Here is a 22,870-nt window from a genome sequence, read left to right as displayed (position 1 = left end):
TGAATTAAATAAAAAATGTCCTAATTGGGACATTTTTTATTTAATTATATTTTTTGAAGTGGTTGATTTTTAGGTAATTGTATCTGGGTGAAGTTTTTTTATTTTAAATTTAGCTTTATTTCCCTTAAAATAGTTAATTATAAAAATTCGTCAATTTTATCCAGGACATAGATGAATCTTTTTATCTAGTTTTGTGGTTCTCCACTTAAAGTGTTTTTTTAAGGAGAAAAATTACACCGAAAGGTTTGATCTCAAAAAATGAATTATCCTAACTATCTAAAATCTTATTCAGCTTTTTTGTTGAAAAATTACATCGAAGATTTATCTAAAGATGCGATTGCAGTGGCAAAAAAGGGGAATTTCTCAGCCCGTAGGTTTTTAATACAATTTCCAGAGGAGATTCTTTATGCAAATACTAAACGAAAATTCGAGGAAATTTTACAGGGTATAATTAATGATACTCCATTTAAAGCTTCAACTGAGAAAATAGACTTGTGGAAGGATGGCAAAAGCTCAATACCCGGAAATGCCTTTACTGTAAGTGATATTACTTCAATTCATTATATAAGAAAGACTGTTCTGCTGGATTATTTAAAATACTATGAATGCTCCAAATCAGAACTGATTTGCTTGGTAAAGGAAATCTCTGATTATTTCCAAACCTCTACCGAAATGGAACTTAAAGCTCTTGAAGAGATTAAGGCCGAAGAGCTGGGCGATAAAAATGAAATCATTCATGGGATATTAACTAGCGTTCCTGTTATAGTAACAAGACTTAACAAAGAAGGTAAAATCACATACTCTGCAGGCAAAGGATTGGAATCCCTGGGACATAAAGAAAATGATTTAAAGAACATTAACATTTATCATGATTTTATATTCCCCGAAAACGTTGAAAATATCGAACAGGCACTGAGAGGAAAACCTGTTTCTTATTTAGGAAGAGCCAAAGCTGTAAATGGGGAAGTCAGGGAGTTTCAGAATTATTTTATTCAGGATAACAATGGGGTAATTGGATTTAGTATTGATGTCACTGAGAGAATAGAGGCAGAAAAAAGGTTCCGGAATTTCATTGATGCAGTTAAAGATTATGCCATATTTAAGCTGACTCCTGAAGGATATATAAATTCTTGGAATGAAGGAGCTGAGTCATTAAAAGGTTATGAGAAAAATGAAATAATCGGAAAGCATTTTTCTATATTTTATGAAAATGATCTCAAGGAAAAACACTTTCCTGAATATGAACTTAAGCAGGCAACGCTGCATGGCAGATTTGAAGCGGAAGGCTTTAGGCTTAGAAAAGATGGGTCCCGTTTCTGGGCAAATGTGGTTATTACAGCTTTATTTGATGAAAATAAAAATTTGGTAGGGTTTACCAAAATTACCAGAGACCTTACTGAAAGAAGGCTTGCAGAAGAAAGATTAAAAAGAAGTGAAGAAAGATTTAGATCCCTGATAGAGGGGGTAAAGGATTATGCAATCTTTTTGCTTGAGCCTGATGGAACTATTGCTTCCTGGAATGAGGGTGCTAGGAGAATCAAAGGATACAATGAAGGTGAAATAATAGGAAAACACTTTTCCATATTTTATACTGAAGAGAAGAAACAACAAAAGTATCCCGAATATGAACTTGTTCAGGCAACCAAACATGGGAAGTTTGAAGATGAAGGATTAAGAGTACGTAAGGACGGAAGTACATTTTATGCAAATGTTTTAATTACTGCTTTACATGATACTTCAGGTAAATTAATCGGTTTTTCCAAAATTACCCGAGACCTTACTGAGCGAAAATTCCTTGAAGAAAGTCTACAAACAATGAATGCCGACCTGGAGAATAAAGTAAAGGAAAGGACAGATGAATTATTAAAAACTATTATGGAGTTAAAGAGGATTAACAATGATCTGGATAATTTCATATATACGGCATCACATGATTTAAAAGCTCCAATCTCTAATATTGAAGGTTTGATCAATAGTTTATTCGAAGAGCTTGGTGAAGTTTCTTCTCTAAACCTGGATCTTAAAGATATAAAGGCAATGATTGGTATATCTGTTGAAAAGTTCCAGATTACAATTAAAGATCTTACAGAGATCGCTAAAATTCAGAAAGAAAGTCTTGAAAATGTAGAATTAGTTGGCCTTTCAGAGCTTATAGATGATGTGAAAATTACTATTTCAGATCAGATATCCAGAAATAATGCAGAAATAATTTATCATCTTGATGATTGCAATGAAATCAAGTTTGTGAGAAAAAATCTTAAAAGTATTATTTATAACCTGATAAGCAACGGTATCAAATACCGGAGTCCTGAAAGGAATCCGATTGTAAAAATAATGTGCAGTTCTGATGAATATTATAATACTATTATTTGTCAGGATAACGGACTAGGTATAAAGGCGGAAAATATAGATAAGATATTTAATATGTTCAAAAGATTTCATGATCATGTAGAAGGGAGTGGAGTCGGACTATATATAGTTAAAAGAATCATAGAAAATGCTGGTGGAAGAATAGATGTGGAAAGTGTAGAAGGCGAGGGTTCTGTATTTAAAGTTTTTTTGCCCAAAGGAGAATTAGAACTGCAATAATGGAAAGCGGAATGCTTAAAGCTTAAAGCTGAAAGTCAAGATCGTATAACTCCATTAATTTTGAGAATGTTAAAGTCATTAGCATCAGTAGGGTTACTGTGAATATTATTCCTGCCCTAACTGATGCTGCTTTTTTTACTTTTCGCTTTAAGCTTTCAGCTTTCCGCTGAGTCACACTCCTCCCGTAAAATGGGATATTTTTCAAATCCTTATTTTGCCGTATGGATTTTGCAATTCATCGTCTCTACTTTTGACAAGTCAATAAAGTCAAACCATATGGAAACGACAGCAAAAGATTATATTTTTCTCACAGACAAGCTGGATTCGCTGATTACTTCAAGACCAAATTTTGTAGCATTCAGATTTCTACATGAAATTAAGGAAGGATATGTTTCTCTGACTTATAAAGAGTTGGGGCGAAAGGCTAAAACCCTTGCCTTTGCGCTAAAGGAAAAGACAGTCTCAGGAGATAAGGCCCTGCTGCTATATCCTTCAGGTATTGATTTTATAGTCGCTTTTTTCGCATGTCTATATGCTGATATTATACCGGTGCTTGCCTATCCTCCTGATAGCGAAAATATTGATCGTCTTATTACTATTGCTGACGATTGCAACCCTAACCTTGTCCTTTGCACTAATTCTGTACTTTCCACACTGGATGATTTTGAGTCAAAGACAAGAATGCAAAATTCCGCTGAAATAGAAAGAAAGAGAAAACTTAAAGCCTTGTACGATTTACCTTGGATACCTTCAGATCTAATAAAGGCAAATGGCGTTTTCAGGAAAAAAAAGGAAGATTCCTATAGCAATAATCAAATAGCATTGATACAATATTCATCAGGAACTGTAAGCTTTTCCAAAGGGATAGAAGTAACACATAGAAATCTTTATTTAAATTCTTTGCAATTTATTAAGGCTTTTGATTTAAACTCTGAAACACATTTGGTAAGCTGTCTTCATCCGTATCACGACTTGGGACTCATAGGAGGAATTATAGCTTCTGTTTTTTCAGGCATACAAACAACATTGTTGGCTCCATTAACCTTTATCAAAAAACCTTTCAACTGGCTAAAGGAAATAAGTAATCTCAAAGGCAAAGTAGTTAGCGGAGGGCCGAATTATGCCTTTGAAATGTGTTGTCATAAAATCAAGGATGAACAGCTTGCCGAACTTGATTTGCGACATTGGAAAGTCGCTTTTAATGGTGGTGAGCCAGTAAAACAGGAAACTCTGGAACGATTTATAAATAAATTTGCCGTTTGTGGATTTTCTTCAAAAGCTTTTGTTCCTGTATATGGACTTACAGAGGCTAGCTCATTTATATCTGCAGGAAGCATCGGAAAAGGAGTAACAACATGCTCCTTCAGTAAAACTCTTTTCAGAAATAATATCGCAGTTGAAACACCCCATGGAGGTAATAGCGTAAAGCTCACAAGTAGTGGTAATATTCTGAATAACTATCAGATTATGATCATTGATTCCAAAAGCAGCCAGAAGCTTGAAGATGGATCTGTCGGAGAAATCTTGATTGCTGATCCATGTTTTACTTTGAATTATTATAACAATATAGAATTCACAAAAGAGTCTTTTTATAAAATTTACAATGGAATCAAATTCTTCAAAACAGGGGATCTTGGATTTATTAAAAATAATGAATTGTTCATAACTGGAAGGTTGAAAGATCTTATTGTATTAAATGGTGCATTTCATTATCCGCATCATATTGAATACAGCGTATCTCATAGTCATCCTGCTTTAAGAAAAGGTTGCTGTGCAGCTTTTACAGTAACAAGGGAGAATAAAGAATTCTTAGTCGTAGTACAGGAAATTTCTAGAGATGCTGTAAATAAAGTGAATCTGGAAGAGCTTCTGGAAAAAATACGGACCGAAGTTATTACAATAAATGGTATAGAGCCTTCTATGGTGTGCCTAACATTCCCTTCCTCCATTCCTAAAACTTTCAATGGGAAAATCCAGAGAAGTTCCACGAAGGCACAGTTTTTACAAAACACTTTGAAAGTAGTTGCCTGCCGACAAAGTGGCTTTACTCCATCTAAGGAGATAAACTATTCAGCTCTAAAGTACTTGCCACCACAATTGACTGAGGGGAGAAGCAGAGGAGCTATAACCATAAGTTAAAATCGGCAAATAGGCGTTATAAGTATCGAAATCTATTTGCCGGAAAGTAAATTTTTAACAACTACAATTCGGGCCAACTATAGCGGGCCCCTTGCACTTTCTATTTGACGGAGTTATTGAAGATACAACTGCCCTCTCAATTTTGTACACTTTGTCTTTTGTCATATTGATAACTTTAAGAGTACTTCTTTATCTTCCAAAGAAGAAATCCTATAATCTGTGTGTAAAAAAAAGTATTGACAATTTGTCCTGATGTAGTAAATGACCGTATACCTTCAGAACAATAGTCACTATAGAAATACAGAATAGATAAAAGTTGCTATAGGAAAAAAATAATTCAGAATTGTTTTTTATTGAGATTGACGGGGAACTTCGGTAAAAAACGGATTTTAATATTTCTGTAAAATGGATAGTTTTGTATAACTAAAATGAATTTTCAGATTCTTAAATATCTTTTTGTAATTCTTATTCTGAATTCAAGCCTCTTGTTTCCGGAATTTTCTTCCCTTTCGGGCAGGAAGAGTCTGGAAAAAGAAGAGATTAATTCGGTTACTGAATTAATCTTTGAAGATATTTTTGGTATGTCTGATTCAAATCCGGAAGATGAGGATGATGATGAATATGATTATCAGATTTCTCCGGAAGAAGAATCAGTCTCCTTTATAAAGGTTTGCTTTGTCGTACTTCCATTTTTAGATGTAGATTTTTTATTTCCCAAAGATCAGATCAATAGTAAGATTCTATCAGAAAATATAAGAGAACTTAATTTTATCTCTTACAGGAAAGGTGTTCCTCGATACATTTCACTGCTGGTACTTTCCTGAATAGACTAAATTTCTGAACCTCATTCAGAAAACAAAAATCCCTTTTATTACTTCTTTTAAATTATTCCATCAGAATGAAAAACATTTATCTGGTTTTTATTCTATGCGTACATTCTGTTTTTGCCCAAACAAAGGTTTCGTTCAAAGAGGCTTTAAGTTTATCGAGAAAAAACAACCTCTTTTTGAAAGCTGTTGTTTATGATTCCTCGATGGCAAATGCTGATATTGTATCTGCAGGACTAAGACCAAATCCCGTATTTAATAATCAATTTCTTCAGATTGGTGCTGCAAGAAACAATCCATACCCTGAAAAAGCAGGTGGTTATTTAAATGCCACCAATCGGCAGGTATGGTATCAATTTACCAAGCAGTTTCAGACATTTCACAAAAGAGATTATAAAATAGAATATGCTGAGGTAAACTCCTATATCACTAAAAAGAATATTCAGGAGACAGAGCGTAGTTTGTTATTGAACGTGTCGCTCAAATACCTCGAACTCTGGCTTTATAAAAAGAATCTGAATCTTCTGGAAACAGTAAAAGCCAATATTGATACGCTAGTCAATATTAATAAGGTAAGGCTGAAAAATGAGGTAATCACACCATCTGAATTGATCCGAACTAAAATCCTGTTCGAACAATATTCCTTGCAGGAACGAAACACCACGAGGACCTACCTTAATGAGCTTAAAACGCTTGAGATATTTTTAGGTACCAGTGATTCGGTTTTAATTGAAGATTCCGATAGCTTGTTTTCAGAGTCGTTGATAGAACCATTGGATACTATGCTTAAACTTGCCTTTGAGAAAAGACCGGATATTGCTGCTTCGAATTATGAAAAGGATCTGAGTAAAGTCAATGAGAAACTTCAGAAAGCCTATGCAATGCCAAACATAGAAGCTGGAGGTATTTACAATCCTCAGAATTCAGTTGGATACTATGGGACCTATCTCACTTTACCTATTCCTTTTTTTGACAGAAATCAAGGTGAGATTCAAAAGGCCAAAGTAATGAAGCTAAAGTCTGAAGTAGCTTTGGAGGCATTGAAACTTCAAGTGATGGTTGAGTTGAGAAATAATTATAACACCTATCTTCAGAAAAAGGACAATGTAGTTCAGGTTCAATTGATCTTAAATCAATCTAAAGAGGTGCTTGAGATAGTCAGGTATGCTTATCTGAAAGGCAATACCACTATCATTGATTTCCTGGAAGCGCAGAGAACTTTTTATGATGCCATGCTCATTTACAACCAGGCGCAATATGATCTGAAAAGAAGTCAGATTGAATTGTTGTATGTGGCGTCAATATTAGACAGATTAACAATTTAATATCATTGGTTTATGTTCGGTTATAAAAACATTATTTATATAATCATATTTCTGTTGATTGTTTCTTGCTCCAAAAACGAGGAGAAAACAAGTAATAGTGATTTTTTAGACCCTGTTGTCAAGAATAATGGACAGGTCATAGTTTTGAAAAGTGAAAATGGAGTATTTAAAACTATGGTAGCAAAGAAAAAAGCTCTTAACAGTGAATATATGGCTCCTGCTACTGTCGTCGCCAGTATTCTGAGGCCAAGATTAAAAGAGGCGCATACCATTATTCTGTTTGACGATGAAGAGTTGAATCAGCTTTATACAGAGTACTTGCAAAGTGTAGCACATTATAAAAGAGACTCAGATTATTTGCAACGGGTAAAGGATATGTATGTACACAAGGCAGCAACTGGCACCGAGCTGAAGCAGGCAGAAACAGGGCTTACTGACGCTGCAACGGAAATGGCCGAAAAAGAAGGCCAATTACGGATGCGTGGATTTGACCCTGTTACAATGACAGATATACCTGTTGGCAACATCTGGCTTATTTCAAACGTCCCTGAAAATATTATCGGAAGTCTTGAAAATGGTAAATCTTGCACGGTACTTTTTACATCTTATCCGGGTGAAAGATTCACTGGTAAGATAACTGCAGTAGGAGATGTTCTCGACAAACAGACACGTACAGCAAAGGTGAGAATTACTCTTGCTAATCCTGGGGAAAGATTTAAGCCAGGTATGTATGCTAAAGTAAAATTCCCTATCGAAGAAGAAAATGCTTTATCCGTGCCGGTTTCATCTGTAATATCTGTTGAAGGAAAAAATTATGTTTTTGTAAAAAACAACAGCATTATTAAGCGCAAGGAAGTCATTACTGAAAATGAAATGGGCGAAGATATTATTCTGCTGGACGGAATAGAAGAGGGCGATTCCATTGTTTATGAGGGTGCAATGTTATTGAAAGGTTTAAGTTTTGGCTATTAATTACCTGACAAGATGATTTCAAAACTTATTGCATTTTCGATTAAGAACAGATGGGTGCCTATCGCCGGTGTTCTTGCCATCATTGTGGGGGGAATATATGTATATACCATTCTAAGGATAGAAGCTTATCCGGACATATCTGATACCAATGTTGTTATTATAACACAATATCAGGGAAGGGCAGCAGAAGAGGTTGAACAACAAGTGACAATGCCTATTGAAAGAAGTCTGAATAGTGTACCTGGCGTTATATTCAGAAGGTCAAGAACAATCTTTGGATTATCTGTGGTGCAGCTTACCTTTGATGACAACGTTGAAGATTTCTTTGCCAGACAATATGTTTCAGAAAAGCTAAAGAATGCTGAGCTTCCACCCGGAGTGACGCCTGAGCTTGGGCCTCTTTCTTCCCCCACAGGAGAAATTCTGAGATATGTGGTTAGGGGAAACGAGAACTATACACCTATGGATCTCAAGACTCTTAATGATTGGGTAATTATTCCTAAGCTATTACAAACAGTCGGTATTGCGGATATCAGTTCTTTTGGAGGTCCCCTGAAGCAATATCAGGTTTTGACCAGCCCGGAACGATTAAAGAAATATAACCTTACGCTAAAAGATCTTATCTCATCTGTTGAAGACAATAACCTGAATACAGGAGGTAATATAATTGAACGAGGTGAACAAGGCTTTGCTGTCAGAGGTATTGGTGCTGTTACGAATGTTCATGATCTCAAGAAAATAGTAATTTCATCTTCCGGAGGTGTTCCGGTATTTCTGGAAGATGTTGCAAGTATCGAGATTGGCCCCCCTTATCCGTCCGGTATACTAGGTTACTCAATTCCTGCAGAAGGGATACGTGAAAATTCTGGTACGGAAGGCATAGTATTATTAAAGAGGGGAGAAGATACCAAAGAAACCTTGAAAAGGCTTAAGGAAAAACTCAATGAGGTAATCAGTAATGATTTGCCAGAAGGAGTTGAGATTCATGTGATCTATGACAGATCCAATCTGATAGATTTTACACTTGAGACGGTATCTCATACTCTAATTGAAGGAATCACTATAGTTGTAATTATCCTGGTATTATTCCTGGGCAGCTTTAGCTCTGCTTTGGTTGTAGCTATTACTATTCCTGTGGCACTATTATTTTCATTTATTATGATGAAAATAACTGGCATTCCGGCTAACCTTCTTTCTCTTGGTGCAATTGACTTTGGAATTATTGTTGACGGAGCATGTATTATGGTGGAGCACTTGGTGAGGTCTATTAAATCGGCCCCTGTAGGAGAAAGAAAAGGTGGGATTTATAATTTTACAACCCATTCTGCCCAGGAGATCGGAAAGGAGTTATTCTTTTCAGTGGCTATCATTATAATAGCATACACACCTTTATTTGCAATGCAAAGAATAGAAGGGAAGCTTTTTTCTCCAATGGCCTTCACTATTTCATTTGCCATACTAGGCTCATTTATCTGTTCGATTACAGTGGTGCCTGTGCTTATCTCATTTATTTATAAAAAGAAATTTGAAGAAGTCGGAAATGGCTTTTATAACACCAGAAAAAATATTTTTTCATCTGCAGCAGAAATTGGAAGAAAGGCGATTAGCCCCCTTAAGAAAATTAATCCTTATGAATTAACGCTCATAAGAACAATGCGTATTCCCAATTTTGGATTTTTTTTAATCTTCCTGATTATTGCTGCCATCGGTGTTCTTGCAGTTCGCACAGGTACTGAATTCTTGCCTCCTCTTGATGAAGGATCTATTTTCTTCAGATGTAATCTGCCCAGCGGAATCTCAATTCATAAAAGCGCTAGGCTGGCTCCTGAGATAAGAAGAATTATTGCAAAACACAAGCAGGTTAAAAGCATTCTTACTCAAACAGGGAGAAACGATGAAGGTACAGATCCCTTCGGTGCCAATAGGACTGAAATTCTTATGAATCTTAATCCCTATAACGAATGGGTTAATGATACTTCAAAAGCTGAACTTGTTTTACAGCTAAAGAATGAACTTAAGGCAGCATTTCCGGGAGCTTATTTTGCATTCGGTCAGCCTATTATCGATCAGGTGACTGAAGTGGTTAACGGCAGTGCAGCCGACCTTGCGGTGACCATTGCTGGAGAAAATCTTACGGAGATCAGAAGCGTAGGAGACAGAGTAAAAGGAATTATAGAAAAAATACCAGGTGCCAGCGATGTAGGTATAGAGCAGGAAGGGCCACAAGGACAGATCGTCGTGAATATTAACAGAGAGAATGCAGCAAGATATGGCATCAATGTGAGCGATATTCAGCTCATGATCGAAGCCGCAATCGGGGGTAAAACAATAAGTACTGTTTATGAAGGGACCAAAAGATTTGATCTTGTAATCAGATTCCTGCCAGAAAGCAGAAGCTCTATAGAGGATGTAAAGAAAATGTTGGTACCTTCTATTACCGGGAGTCAGATACCTATGAGCGAACTGGCAGATATCCGCATGGTTGATGGCCAAACAAATATCTACAGGGTTGAAGGCAAAAGGATTATAACTGTAAGAGCGAATATAAGAGGAAGAGATCAGGGAGGCTTTGCCAAAGAGGTAGCAAAAAAATTAAAAGCAATGAAGCTGCCCAGGAAGTTCAAAACTGCATTGGGTGGCCAATTTGAAAACCTCGACAGGGTTACAAATCAATTATCATACACAATTCCATTTACCCTGCTGCTGATAAGTCTGTTGCTGTTTATTCTATATAAGGATGCAATCAGTATGCTGATAACAATTCTTTGCCTGCCAATTGGAATACTTGGTGGTCTTGCAGCTCTCTGGGTGAGAGGTTATTATTTTAATGTATCAGCAGGCGTAGGTTTTGTATCATTATTTGGTGTAGCAATTATGGCAGGAGTATTACTTGTCTCTGCTTATAACAGGGAGCTAAAGGATTCGCCTTCCCGATATACTGACCTGAAAGAACTTAGGATAAGAATAATTTCAATTTCACTTGTTCAGATAAAACCAATTCTGATGATGATTACTGTGGCTCTGATAGGATTACTTCCTGCAGCTTCAAGCAATGGTATCGGATCAGATATTCAGAGGCCATTGGCAACAGTAATTATAGGAGGTTTGCTGACTTGCTTGTTTCTAATTCCGATTGTATTGCCAAGTATTTATTTCAGCTTTTTTAAATGGAGATTAAAGAAATTGGTTAAATCACAGGAAAAACTTTAACTGCTAATTAAATAATATTGAAATGCCTTTACCAGATAGGGGGTACCTATTTTGGTAAAGGCTTTTAATTTTTAATAAATAATCGATTTAGGTAATCTCCTCGAAAAGATATAAAAAGGCTTGCAATGCGCCTCTATTATATTTTATATTTGTCTATCGAGTTGGTAGGGTATTGAATTTTGAATAAAGCTCAGTTGCCCATCATTTGATATGCTCTATGATATAGCCTGGGAATTTCATTTTAGATACTGGTGCATTTGGTGGTTCAATCATCAGTTCCGATTTGTTGTTATCCGGTTTATTAAATAAAACGACCTGTTTGTTTGATTATCAGGAAACTGTTGTATTTGGTGGTTCTATACCTCATTTTTCGATAATTGAATAACAGGTCTGTTTTTATACTTTTATCTCTCTAAACCTCATAAGAAGGTTTCTTTCTAATTTTTTCCAGAATTGAATTCTATTTTTAAAACATTATTACATTTTTCAATTTAATGAAAGACCGTTTTCCTTCAATATGTATTCAAAGGGAGTTAAAGGAATATTTAAGTATTTTGGAATTGTAATTCCTGTACTTATCCTCTTTTCATGTAAGAGTTCGAAAATATCTTCTATACAAGAGCTGAATTCTAACTGTAATCAGCAGAATCTATATAACTACACTGTAAAAGACTTTCCTGAGCCTTTTTATAATCTAAATTTGGATACTGCACTTTTGGTAAGGTTTTCGGAAGGAGGTTTGAAAATAGCAAATTCAATTGGAATTATAGATTTGCTTTCAGAGTATGTAGAAGCAGAAAAAAAATACAATTCAACTCCAAGTATCGAAAACAAAATAAACATACTGGATTTAGACAGAAAGCTTTCTAATGCTATTCAGCGTGCTTCTCTTGAGATATCTGCAGTTGCTTCTGAAATTGACTGTGAAGAAGAAAGGGCTGATCAGATTTCCTACTACCTTAAAAAACGAGAGGATGACAGAGAAACAAAGCTAACTGTGGCTGCTATCAGTGTAGGTGCAATTGCAACAATTACTTCAGGAATTTTATTTGCCACTGATGAAAACAAAAATATGGAATATGTAATAGAAGTTGGAGGCAGTATTGCTGAAGCGGTATTGGGCTTCATGATTTTTACATCTAAACCAAAAGTGGAATTTTATCATCCTCGGAATCACCTGGAAGAGATATGGAATGGAAAAGAAACCTCTCTGCTTTTTCCGGCGCATGTCTGGTATTATTTCAATTATTACAATCCTAAGAAACCCGAAGAGCCTTCACTTAGGGTTCAAATCCTGAAAGGCTGGAAGGCTATTTATGAATGGGAAAAAAATGAAAACAAACATAAACAGAATATGATATCATTGTTTTTTGGTAAAGGAGGTCTGTATACTTCTGAAAGCCTGAAAGCCAGAGCCAGAATGCTTGATCAGCTGCAAGCCAATATTACTCTTATGAAGCAAGACTTGACTAAACTGGCAACATATCTGGAGAAGAAGTAAGTTATAGTTATGAGTTATAAAAGAGTATTAAGCATAATTTATTGTTGGTTTTGATGAATATCCAAATAAGAATAAAAAAAATGAAGTATCAGATAATAATCACAGCAGGTCTTATGTCTATCATGAATCTACACGTCATTGGACAGGAGTTACCAGAGAATGATGTACCAGATGCTGTCAGAAATAGCTTTTATGAATTGTATCCTAATATGTTTGTCTATGAATGGGAGTTAGAGAAAAAGGAAAATGTTTATGAAGCAGAATTTATGAATAAAGGAAAAGAAATGGAAGCAATATTTCGTCCTGATGGTACTTATATAGGAACAGAAATAGATATAGACATGGAAGACATGGCTTCTGATGTGAAAAAAGCTTTCTCTCTTTCTGAATATGCAAAGTGGAAGTTGGAAGATACGGAAGAGTTTCATCAAAAAGAGGGTGGAAAGCTTTATATCATTGAAGTTGAAAAAAAGAAAAGAAAAGTGAAACTCTATTATACAAAAGAAGGGAAGCTTGTTCAGACGAAATGATATTCCTGATTCTTTCGGTAATGAATAAACTCTTGTGTTTTTGGGTCGTTATTTTGTTCACTTTTCGGTAAAATCTCAATAAGAGTTGTACAATTCCTCGGGGCAAATCTGAAAAATGTAGATGTAAAAAAAGGGAATTGCTTAATAAAAGATGATGATTTAAAAAGTGGAATCTGTTGGTGTCGTGTTGGTTTGAATAACGGAAGTGTAATTTCTGAAAAAAATTGTTAAGGCATAGTTTTGACAAGATTAAAGCGATTCTATCACTTTAATCTTTGATGTTTAATTGAAATAAAACTATAAAGTTGAAAATATTTAAATCTGGATTTTTAATTGAATTTTTTAAAGAATTTACTTTTTGTTTAAACTGTCGGAATGTAAGTTTGGGTAATTTGATTTTATGGGCTAATTGCTTGTTTTGTAGTTGTATACAAATTTTTGGTTGTCTGAAGTTTAAAAATTAAGATCTCTAAACAATTTCTTTCATTTATAGTTAAGGATTGCACTTTAATGATTATTTTTTGAATTAATTCATCAAATCCTTACATTCGTAAATTCGAAAATTAGATCTTATGAATATAAACATGTACAAAACAAAGCTCATAGCCTTTGCTATGTTTTTTTGCAGCATCCTTGTTGCAAATGCCCAGGCTCCAGCGGGGTCTCCGGTAGATAAGTATAAACAACTTAAAATTTTTAATGGAAAGGTTTCCGATAGTAATGGTAACCCGGTAGTACTTCGTGGTATGTCGCTATTCTGGAGCGGTTATCCGGAAGGTTCTGGATTCTATAACGAAACAACAGTTAAAAACTTAAGAGATAATTGGTGTGTCGATGTAGTTAGAGCTGCAATGTCTGTTGAAACTGGAAACGATAACTATATCGGTAATCCGAACGGAGAAAAGGCAAAGATATATGCTGTAATTGACGCTTGTATCAAATATGGTCTTTATGTTGTTGTAGATTTTCATACTCACAAAGCAGAAAATTATCAGAGCCAGGCAATTGCTTTTTTTACCGAAGTTGCCAACAAGTATAAAAATTACCCGAACGTATTGTATGAACCATACAATGAGCCAATTGCTCAATCATGGTCAGGAACAATCAAACCTTATCATAACGCAGTGATCAGTGCGATCAGAGCTATTGATGACAACATCATTATCTGCGGAACAGGAAACTATTCTCAGGATGTTGATATCGCAGCAAATGATCAGGTAACTGGTACCAACATTGCTTATACTCTTCACTATTATTCATATACACATAGAGATTGGTTGAGACAAAAAGCTACTCAGGCTTTAAGTAAAGGAGTGGCTTTGTTTGTTACCGAGTATGGAACCTGTCACGCATCAGGAAATGGTAATTTTGATGCTGCTGAATCTCAAGTATGGTGGAATTACCTGGAAACAAATAAGCTTAGCTCCTGTAACTGGTCTATCGGAAATAAATCAGAAACATCAGCAGCTTTAACTCCTGGAACACAAAGTGCGTCTAGTTGGGCAAGTAATCAGCTGACTCAGTCTGGAGCACTTGTAAAAGCTTATTTAGTAGGTAAATGTAATTCAAATCCAGTAACAGGTTCTGTATCGCTTTCTTTCTCAGGAGGAAAGACTCAATATAATCAGGGGGAATCGGTTACAATTACTGCTGCTACTACGGTAATTAACGGTACAATAGCTAAAGTTGTATTTTATGATGGAACAACTGCTCTGGGTACTTCTACTACTTCCCCATATAGCTATACAACTACAACCCTTTCTGCTGGTGGACATACCATCACAGCAAAATCTTTTGATGCTGCAGGAAATGAAATTGGAGCTTCTCCGGCATATGTAATAAGTATAGTAGGTAACTCTAACGTAGCTACCACTGGTATCACAGACCAGTTTGAGGCGAAAACGCAGTTTTCAGAAATGACAGGTGGTATCAATGCTTCCAGCTGCGCTTCTGTTTCTGTAGCTTCTCCTGCAGCAGCTGCTGGAGTATACTGGTTTGAAGAAAGAGTTGCTTCTACTCCATTCAAAGCTGAAGCAACAAGGGCAGGAGATGGTACTTTGAGTTACTTACTTTCTCAGGCAGCAAATTCATACAACGTTATTGGTTTTAACTTTGGAGAGTATTGCGAAGGCGGAGTTAAAAAGAAATATACATTGGACTTGTCTAAAAATGCTGTATTAAGCGTGACAGTTCAATCTCCTGCAACGAATACAAATTCATTTGACTTGAAATTCCAAATGAAAGATGCTGATGGAACTGTATTAGCGATCAATAAAAAGTTTTTGAATGAAACGTTAACTTCAAACTGGTACAAATACGAAATCGGTTTCAGCAAAAACCACGTAACTCCGGATTTTGTAGCTTTGGCCCCTGGAGATTCAAAATTATTTACTTTTGATTTTAGTCAGGCGTTATCCATCAAAAATCCAAATTCACCAACATTCCCTGCAGATATAAACACAAATAATACTGATTTTGACTTTACCAAAGTTGCAGAGGTTGTTATAATTCCTGTTAATAGTGCAGATGTTGGTGCTCCTACATATGCTCCTAAAGCTTTCACTGATCAGACAATTATTTTTAAAGGTCTAAAATTAGGTGATCCGACTCTTGGAAAAGACATCTGTACTACTCCAATTGCTCCAACAGGTTCTGATAAGACTTATTGCCAGAATGCTACTCCTGCTGCATTAACTGCTACTGGAAATGCTGGATTAGTATTGAAATGGTATACCTCTGAGACAGGCGGAATAGCATCTGAAGATGCTCCAATTCCTTCTACTGCTTCTGCAGGTGTTTATAAATTTTATGTAAGCCAGGCTTCTCCAAGCACTGATGTTTGTGAAGGTCCTCGTAAAGCTATTACTGTTACAGTAAATGAAGCTACTGCTTCAAATGCTGGTGCAGATAAAACTGTTGCATTAGGAACAACTACATCATTGACAGGAACTGGAACTGCTGTTGGTACCTGGAGCCTTGTAACTGGCCCAACTGGTGCTACTGTAACTTTCAGCCCTTCTGCTGCTAGTGCTACTGTAACAACATCAATGTTGACTACTGTCGGAGAATATACCTTCAGATATACTGTAGCTGGTTCTGGTTCTTGTACAGCAGCTACATCTGAAGTAGTTGTTACAGTTGAAAATACTTGTACAACTCCTGGTGCAGTAACTGCTCAGAATGTTTCTTATTGCCAGGGAGCTCAGGCTGTTGCACTTACTGCTAGCGCAGCTGCTTCAGGAAATAAATTACAATGGTATACAGATGCAACAGGTGGAACAGCATCTGATGTTGCTCCAGTTCCTTCAACTGCAACAGTAGGTGTGAAACCATACTATGTAAGCCAGGTTTCTACTACTAACCCGGGTTGCGAAAGTGCTCGTACTCCTATAAATGTTACTATCGTTGCTCCATCAACGGCAAATGCAGGATCAGCTCAGACCGCTGTTGAAGGACCTACAGTTGATCTTTCAGCTACAGGTTCCGCTACCGGAACATGGAGTCTTCTTAATGGTCCTTCAGGAGTAAATGTTTCTTATAGCCCTTCCGCAAACTCTGCTTCTGTAACTGCAAGTGGTCTTACAATAAAAGGAGATTATACATTCAGATATACAGTTGCCGGAAATACTCCTTGTACTGCTGTAACTTCTGATGTTAATGTTAAAGTAGTTGCTATCACTTCTATTAGCAAAGCATTGAACGGCATGGTTGAGATCTATCCAAATCCTGCAACTGACAACCTGGTGATTGATATGACTAAAGTTGACGGTAACAAATCAGTGAAGCTTGTTGATATGCTTGGAAGAGTTGTATTCGAAGCTGCTAATGAAAATACCTTGAACGTAGGAATGTCTAATCTGAACAAAGGAATGTATTTTGTACATATCCAGTCAGAGTCTGGAAACCTTATCAAGTCTGTTGTAAAACAGTAATAAGTAGTAAACTTCATATAAAAAAAGACCTGCCGAAAGGCGGGTCTTTTTTTTGCATTTATACGAACTAAGAATTGCTCAATACTTTAAATGAAATTACTGTAAGTACTATTCTGATTAGAATGTTTTAGGAAGAGTAGTTAAAATAGATTGCGTATAGATGTATTTAAGTTGGGTAAAGCTAATGGCTTAATTAAAGCAATTATAAGAAGGATGGTAGCAATATGAAATATTATATAATATAAATAGATGAGGAAAGAAATTAAGCTTATTATATAAACTCAGGATGGTGATATGTATATTCAAAAAAAAACCTTCTCCGTCTGAGAAGGTCAAAAAACGTTGGGGGTGTTTTTATGTTCAACCAGCTATGGTGAATGGCAAAGTTATATAAGTTTTTTAAACCTGCAATAAATCAGAGATATATTTTCATAAAGTTATTTTCTTTTAATGTTTCCTTTAATTGTGCGAATACTTTTTCCATTCATAAATGAATGAATCTTGCTTTAGAAATATCTTTTTATGCAAAAAATGAAACGAAGATGATGCCTGTTTATAGTGAAATGATGTAATAACATTAATTACTGCTTAAATGAATAATAGTATAGTTATTTTTAATAATTACATTTTTTGATAGGTAAGTTTTTAATAATGAGTTTATTTTGGTGGTAGTTTAACCAATCGAATTCATGTTTTTTACAATATCTATAAATGTTGATTCGTAAATTCAATTAACCTTTGTTGTCCTTGGTATAATTGAAGATTTTCAAATATCACTTTTGTTGAATTACTATTTTTCTTTCCCCTCAATTAGATTTTCTATAGGTAACGTGTCATTTATTGCAACTGACTGAATTGTAAATAACTGTAAAGTTGATTTAGATTTGCCTATCAAACTAGTAGACTTTATTGTGTCTCTTTAAAACGCAAGAATATTGCGAAATGGCGCAGCTTTATCCATGCGTCTGACTCATGCTATAATTATTGATGGAATTTTATAAAACGATATGAGAAGATTATTTACAGATCAAAAAAGTATAAGAGTATTATTAGCTACGATTACACTGTTAACCATGCATTCTGTTGTCTTCGCTCAGTCTGTCCTGAAGGGACGGATTAGTGATGAAACAACTAAAGAAGCATTAATTGGGGTGATCATTCAGATAAAGGGAACAAAAGAAGGAACAGCAACAAATGAAAACGGAGAATATGAATTAAAGACGAATACCCCACTGCCTTTTACTGTTGTGATTCAGTATGCAGGATATGCTCAGAAAGAAGTTGAAGTTTATGAAGAAGAGGCAGAATTAAATTTTAATTTAAAATCCAGACAGCAGTTATCTGAAGTCGTAGTAACCGCTGTCGGTATTGAGAGTGAACGTAAGTCAATAACCAATACCATTACAGAGATAAAAGGAGACAAAATTTTAAAGTCAGGAGAACCTAACGTAACCACAGCTTTGAGCGGAAAGATTGCTGGCGTTCAAGTGACCAATAGTGGTGGGTCTCCTGGTGGTGCCTCACAGATTCGTATCAGGGGAAGTGCCTCTCTTCTTGGGAACAACAACCCTTTATATATACTTGATGGAGTTCCTATTGATAATAGCGTTGGAGACCTTGCCGGGAATATTACGAATAGTTATTCTCTTTCTCAACCTTCAAACAGAGCAATTGACGTTAATCCTAATGATATTGAAAATATCACAGTACTTAAAGGTCCTGCAGCAGCTGCGCTTTATGGTATAAGAGCTGCAAATGGAGCAATAATTATTAATACGAAAAAAGGCAGAAACCTTACAGATAAAAAACTTCAGGTAAGTGTAAGTTCTTCCATTACCATAGATGAAATCAATAGACGCATTCAGCCTCGTCAAACAAAATATTCTCAGGGATCTGCAGGGCAATATAGTCTGGCGAATCAAAACAGCTGGGGAGCATTGCTGGATACTCTTACTTATGCTTTAGCTTCTACGCCCGGTCAAACCTATGACTATGATAAGAATGGAATTATTGTAGGAAAAAGCTCTCCATACTCAAACGGCGTGGCAGTAAACAGATATGATAATGAAAAGAATTTTTTTGTTAAAGGAATTACTCAGGATTACAATGTTAACATTGCTGGCAGGTCAGAGCATGGTTCATACTATGCATCTTTAGGAAGGCTGTATCAAACAGGTATTATACCGACCACTGACTTTCAAAGAACTTCAGCCAAGTTCAATGGAGATTATGATTTTACCGAAAAATTTAAGGTAGCCCTTGGGCTTACTTATGCTAACGATGGTTCTAGTAACAGAGCTCTGGGTGGAGGATATCCTACGTCTTATCTGAGAGGCCTTGCCAATACTCCTGTAACCTTTGATATAACCAATGGATATGATAAACCATGGGAACATCAGGATGCATATCAGCTTGCTCCAACTGCAGCAAAGCCATGGGGTGCTTCCAGATCTTTTGCACAGGGCAATGGCTGGGATAATCCTTACTGGACACTTAAAAGAAATCCTCAAAAAGACGAGGTAAACAGATTCATTGCTTATACGCAGCTTGATTATAACTTTTTACCATGGTTAAAAGCTACCTTCAGACCTGGTATTGATTATTATAGAGATTATAGAAACTCAGGATTTGCCAATGGTAGCGCAGGAGTGGGTCAAGGGCTGGTAAACGTTATCAATTTTGCTCAGAAAAACTACAATCATGACTTATTACTTTCTGCTGAAAGAAATCTGAATGAGGATTTGAAGCTTACAGTAAACCTTGGTCAGAATTATTACAATTCAGAGAGGTATCAATTGACATCAAGAGGTGATGGTTTGATTGTTCCTGACCAATATATGTTGTCTAATGCTTCTATTATATCATCAAATGAAGTAACGCTGAGAAAGAAGCTGGTAGCTCTTTATGGTAATGCTGTTATAGGATATAAGCGTTGGCTATATCTTAATTTTACAGGAAGAAATGAGTGGTCTTCATCGTTGCCTGCAGGTAAAAATTCCTTTTTCTATCCTTCAATTGGTTCATCTTTTATCTTTACAGATGCTCTTAAACTCAAGAATGATTATTTCACCTTTGGAAAGCTAAGAACTACTTATGCAGTCGTGGGTAATGACACTGATCCATACTCTCTTCAGACTTATTACAATAATACAACACTGGCTAATAACTTCCTGCAATCTACTTATCAGGGACCATTTAATGGAACAACAACTTTGTCCAGTGCTCTTATTCAAGGCAATCAGAATTTAAGACCTGAGAAAATTCAGTCTTTCGAGATTGGTGGTGAACTAAGATTCTTTAAAGGCAGAGCCGGTATAGATGCAACCTATTACTCTAACAAAAGCAAAGATCAGATCATTCCGGCAACAGTTCCTTTTTCAAGTGGAGCCACAGCAGTAGTAAGAAACATTGGAGTAGTAACGAACAAAGGGATTGAATTGTCCCTTGATGCAACTCCAGTGGAGACCAAGGATTTTGCATGGGATGTAAATTTTATCTACTATAAAAATGTGAGTAAGGTTGTTAAGCTTGCTCCAGGTGTAGAACAAATTTCAAATGGTCTGAACAACGCTTCAGTTGCAGGACAGCCTTTCGGAATTATATACGGAACTGACTTTGTCAGAAACGCAGATGGAAAGATAATCATTGATGATAATCCTGAAAGTACCAATTATGGAAAGCCTTTCGTCAGTGGTTCTCAAACAGCTATAGGAAATCCGAACCCAAAGTTTAATGCGAGCTTAAGAAACAGTATATCTTATAAAGCATTCTCTCTTTCATTCCTTCTTGATACCCGTGTAGGTTTTGATATTTTAAATTTTGCAAGATCTCAAATGGTGCTTAACGGAACTGATGCTTCAACTGAATCAAGGGGAGAGAAAATGGTATTTGAAGGCGTTAAGGCAAGCGACGGATCTGCAAATGATATAGAGATAGTGAAGACTCAAGCGCTTTATTCAACTACACTTCAGACAAATAGTCTGTTCGTTGAAAAGGATTTATATTTTATTAAACTGAGAGATGTAAGCCTTAGCTACAGATTACCTGCAACAGCATTGAAAAGATTTGGTATAAGTGGTGCTACTTTATCGCTTTCAGCTAGAAACTTCCTTTTAAAAACAAATTATTCCGGTTCAGATCCTGATATGATGGTTAGAGCTGGTCAGGTTGGTTCAAACCCGGGAGTGGATTTCTGGACGCCTCCAAATACGCATAGTTATGGGGCTGCAGTCAATATTGTATTCTAATCATTTAATTGTGATTACTGATTAGTGAAGAGTAATACCGGGACTTCCGGCAATTGAGACAATCAAAAAATAATAAGTTAATGGAAACTATAAAAACTAAAAATATTTTAAGGATTATAAAGCCTGTCAAGTCGGTTGTATTGGGAATAGCAGCATCTGTACTGGTTTTTTCATGCAACCTTAAAGAAACTAATATTAATCCTAATGTGCCATCTGATGCGTCTGTGAATACCCTATTACCAGGAGCACAGTTATCATTATCCTTTGCACAAGCCTCTCAGCTTGGGCCATATGTGAGTATTTATGATCAACACTTTGCAGGGAATATAGACTTTGCATCGACAGTTCAAAACTATACAGTAGCCAACTCTTATTTCAATGATTATTGGTCTGCTTTATATCCTGGCACTTTATATAACCTGAAGATTATTATTAATAAGTCTAAAGCTTCAGGGTTACCTTATTATTCTGGTATCTCCAGGATATTGTTTGTTGTAGGAATAGGCACGGCTACAGATGTGTTCGGAGATATTCCTTATTCAGATGCCTTGACGATCAATACTTCTCCATTGCCAAAGTATGACAGGCAACAGGATATTTATACAAATATACAGATTCAGCTTGATTCCGCTATTCAGGAACTTAGTAAACCAAAAACTGCTAATCTGGGAGGAATAGTGCCATCTTCCGATGATGTTATTTTTAAAGGAGATGTGAGTAAATGGATAGCAGCAGCATGGACCTTAAAAGCTAGATATGCACTTCATTTATCCAAGATTGATAAAACGGATGCTGCAACTAAAGCTTTAGCATATGCATCAAAAGGTATTAGTTCTAATGCAGGAGATTTGGCTGTGACTTATACTACTGCTCCAACAACTTCAAATCCTATTTTTCAATATGGTTCATACAGGCCAAATTGGATAGTAGCCGGAAAAGCAATTGTAAACCTTCTGAATGGAAATGAAGCAACTGATCCTGGGAACAAAACAGTATCACTGATTGATCCTAGAAGATCCTATTTAATAAACCCTGCAGGTGGGAAATATGTAGGTTTACCTACACAAGGAGTTATCGCTTTTTCAACTCCAGGATCTTTCGTAGCCTCAAGAACTTCTCAGGTTATTTTTACATCATTCATAGAAAATAAACTGATAGAGGCAGAGGCCAGGCTTATACTTTCAGATGGAGGAGCGCAGCTTGCTTTGCAAGATGCCGTACGTGCTTCATTTAATAAAATTGTTTCAGATCCTGCTGATACAAATGCAACTGAGGTAAAAAGAACTGCTTATATCAATGCTAAGGCTGTACTTACAGGGGACTATGATAAAGACCTCAAAACAATTATTACTCAAAAGTATATTTCTTTATATTCTCAGCCTGAGTCATGGGTAGATTATAGAAGAACAGGTTATCCTCAGCTGAGTCTGCTTTCTGATGGAGATCATGCTTCTAATCCAGGAGGAGGCATTCCTAGAAGACTACCATATCCTCAAAATGAAGAAGTATTAAATTCTAACATTCCAACAAAAACTTCTAATCATCAGGTACCACAATTATGGTGGGATAAGTAGTAATTATTGTTGAGCGAGGTAAAA

11 protein-coding genes are annotated in these 22,870 nt (G+C 36.0%); all 11 read left to right on the top strand.

Annotated elements, in window-relative coordinates; translation table 11 throughout:
• The first annotated feature begins 258 nt into the window (after positions 1–258).
• The 11 genes from K350_RS28360 to K350_RS0111285 all read left to right on the top strand — a co-directional run bounded on the left by K350_RS28360 (position 259) and on the right by K350_RS0111285 (position 22,846).
• Positions 259–2,589, top strand: a complete 2,331-nt coding sequence (locus K350_RS28360) for a PAS domain-containing sensor histidine kinase (RefSeq protein ID WP_156027006.1) — start codon at positions 259–261, stop codon at positions 2,587–2,589.
• A 276-nt stretch (positions 2,590–2,865) separates the two neighbouring features.
• Positions 2,866–4,728, top strand: a complete 1,863-nt coding sequence (locus K350_RS0111330; RefSeq protein WP_162144160.1) for a fatty acyl-AMP ligase — start codon at positions 2,866–2,868, stop codon at positions 4,726–4,728.
• A gap of 428 nt (positions 4,729–5,156) precedes the next feature.
• The gene (locus K350_RS0111325; RefSeq protein WP_028980019.1) at positions 5,157–5,552 is read left to right on the top strand and encodes a hypothetical protein; all 396 of its coding nucleotides are present in this window, start codon (positions 5,157–5,159) and stop codon (positions 5,550–5,552) included.
• A 74-nt stretch (positions 5,553–5,626) separates the two neighbouring features.
• Positions 5,627–6,880, top strand: a complete 1,254-nt coding sequence (locus K350_RS0111320) for a TolC family protein (protein ID WP_028980018.1) — start codon at positions 5,627–5,629, stop codon at positions 6,878–6,880.
• 12 nt (positions 6,881–6,892) lie between these two features.
• Positions 6,893–7,852, top strand: a complete 960-nt coding sequence (locus K350_RS28355) for an efflux RND transporter periplasmic adaptor subunit (RefSeq protein WP_051313056.1) — start codon at positions 6,893–6,895, stop codon at positions 7,850–7,852.
• A 12-nt stretch (positions 7,853–7,864) separates the two neighbouring features.
• Positions 7,865–11,062, top strand: coding sequence for an efflux RND transporter permease subunit (locus K350_RS0111310; RefSeq protein WP_028980017.1), 3,198 nt, complete (start codon positions 7,865–7,867; stop codon positions 11,060–11,062).
• Between the two features lie 517 nt (positions 11,063–11,579).
• Positions 11,580–12,563, top strand: a complete 984-nt coding sequence (locus tag K350_RS0111305; RefSeq protein WP_028980016.1) for a hypothetical protein — start codon at positions 11,580–11,582, stop codon at positions 12,561–12,563.
• A gap of 80 nt (positions 12,564–12,643) precedes the next feature.
• On the top strand, positions 12,644–13,093 hold the full coding sequence (locus tag K350_RS28350; protein ID WP_162144159.1) for a PepSY-like domain-containing protein: 450 nt from the start codon (positions 12,644–12,646) through the stop codon (positions 13,091–13,093).
• Positions 13,094–13,677: 584 nt separating this feature from the next.
• Positions 13,678–17,025, top strand: a complete 3,348-nt coding sequence (locus K350_RS0111295; protein ID WP_245598623.1) for a cellulase family glycosylhydrolase — start codon at positions 13,678–13,680, stop codon at positions 17,023–17,025.
• Between the two features lie 1,007 nt (positions 17,026–18,032).
• Entirely contained in the window at positions 18,033–21,272 is a 3,240-nt protein-coding gene (locus tag K350_RS0111290; protein ID WP_028980014.1) for a SusC/RagA family TonB-linked outer membrane protein, read from the top strand.
• 80 nt (positions 21,273–21,352) lie between these two features.
• Positions 21,353–22,846: a SusD/RagB family nutrient-binding outer membrane lipoprotein gene (locus K350_RS0111285; protein ID WP_028980013.1), complete on the top strand. Its 1,494-nt coding sequence runs from the start codon at positions 21,353–21,355 to the stop codon at positions 22,844–22,846.
• Positions 22,847–22,870 lie beyond the last annotated feature (24 nt).

The organism is Sporocytophaga myxococcoides DSM 11118, from assembly GCF_000426725.1.
GTDB lineage: Bacteria > Bacteroidota > Bacteroidia > Cytophagales > Cytophagaceae > Sporocytophaga > Sporocytophaga myxococcoides.
This window is presented reverse-complemented; position numbering and strand designations above follow the sequence as displayed.

What these genes read in the sequence shown, in the direction of transcription:
- K350_RS0111295 (WP_245598623.1), top strand. Translation starts at nt 13,678, where the DNA reads ATGTACAAAACAAAGCTCATAGCCTTTGCTATGTTTTTTTGCAGCATC.
- K350_RS0111285 (WP_028980013.1), top strand. Translation starts at nt 21,353, where the DNA reads ATGGAAACTATAAAAACTAAAAATATTTTAAGGATTATAAAGCCTGTC.
- K350_RS0111325 (WP_028980019.1), top strand. Translation starts at nt 5,157, where the DNA reads ATGAATTTTCAGATTCTTAAATATCTTTTTGTAATTCTTATTCTGAAT.
- K350_RS0111290 (WP_028980014.1), top strand. Translation starts at nt 18,033, where the DNA reads ATGAGAAGATTATTTACAGATCAAAAAAGTATAAGAGTATTATTAGCT.
- K350_RS28360 (WP_156027006.1), top strand. Translation starts at nt 259, where the DNA reads ATGAATTATCCTAACTATCTAAAATCTTATTCAGCTTTTTTGTTGAAA.
- K350_RS0111310 (WP_028980017.1), top strand. Translation starts at nt 7,865, where the DNA reads ATGATTTCAAAACTTATTGCATTTTCGATTAAGAACAGATGGGTGCCT.
- K350_RS0111305 (WP_028980016.1), top strand. Translation starts at nt 11,580, where the DNA reads ATGTATTCAAAGGGAGTTAAAGGAATATTTAAGTATTTTGGAATTGTA.
- K350_RS28355 (WP_051313056.1), top strand. Translation starts at nt 6,893, where the DNA reads ATGTTCGGTTATAAAAACATTATTTATATAATCATATTTCTGTTGATT.
- K350_RS0111320 (WP_028980018.1), top strand. Translation starts at nt 5,627, where the DNA reads ATGAAAAACATTTATCTGGTTTTTATTCTATGCGTACATTCTGTTTTT.
- K350_RS0111330 (WP_162144160.1), top strand. Translation starts at nt 2,866, where the DNA reads ATGGAAACGACAGCAAAAGATTATATTTTTCTCACAGACAAGCTGGAT.
- K350_RS28350 (WP_162144159.1), top strand. Translation starts at nt 12,644, where the DNA reads ATGAAGTATCAGATAATAATCACAGCAGGTCTTATGTCTATCATGAAT.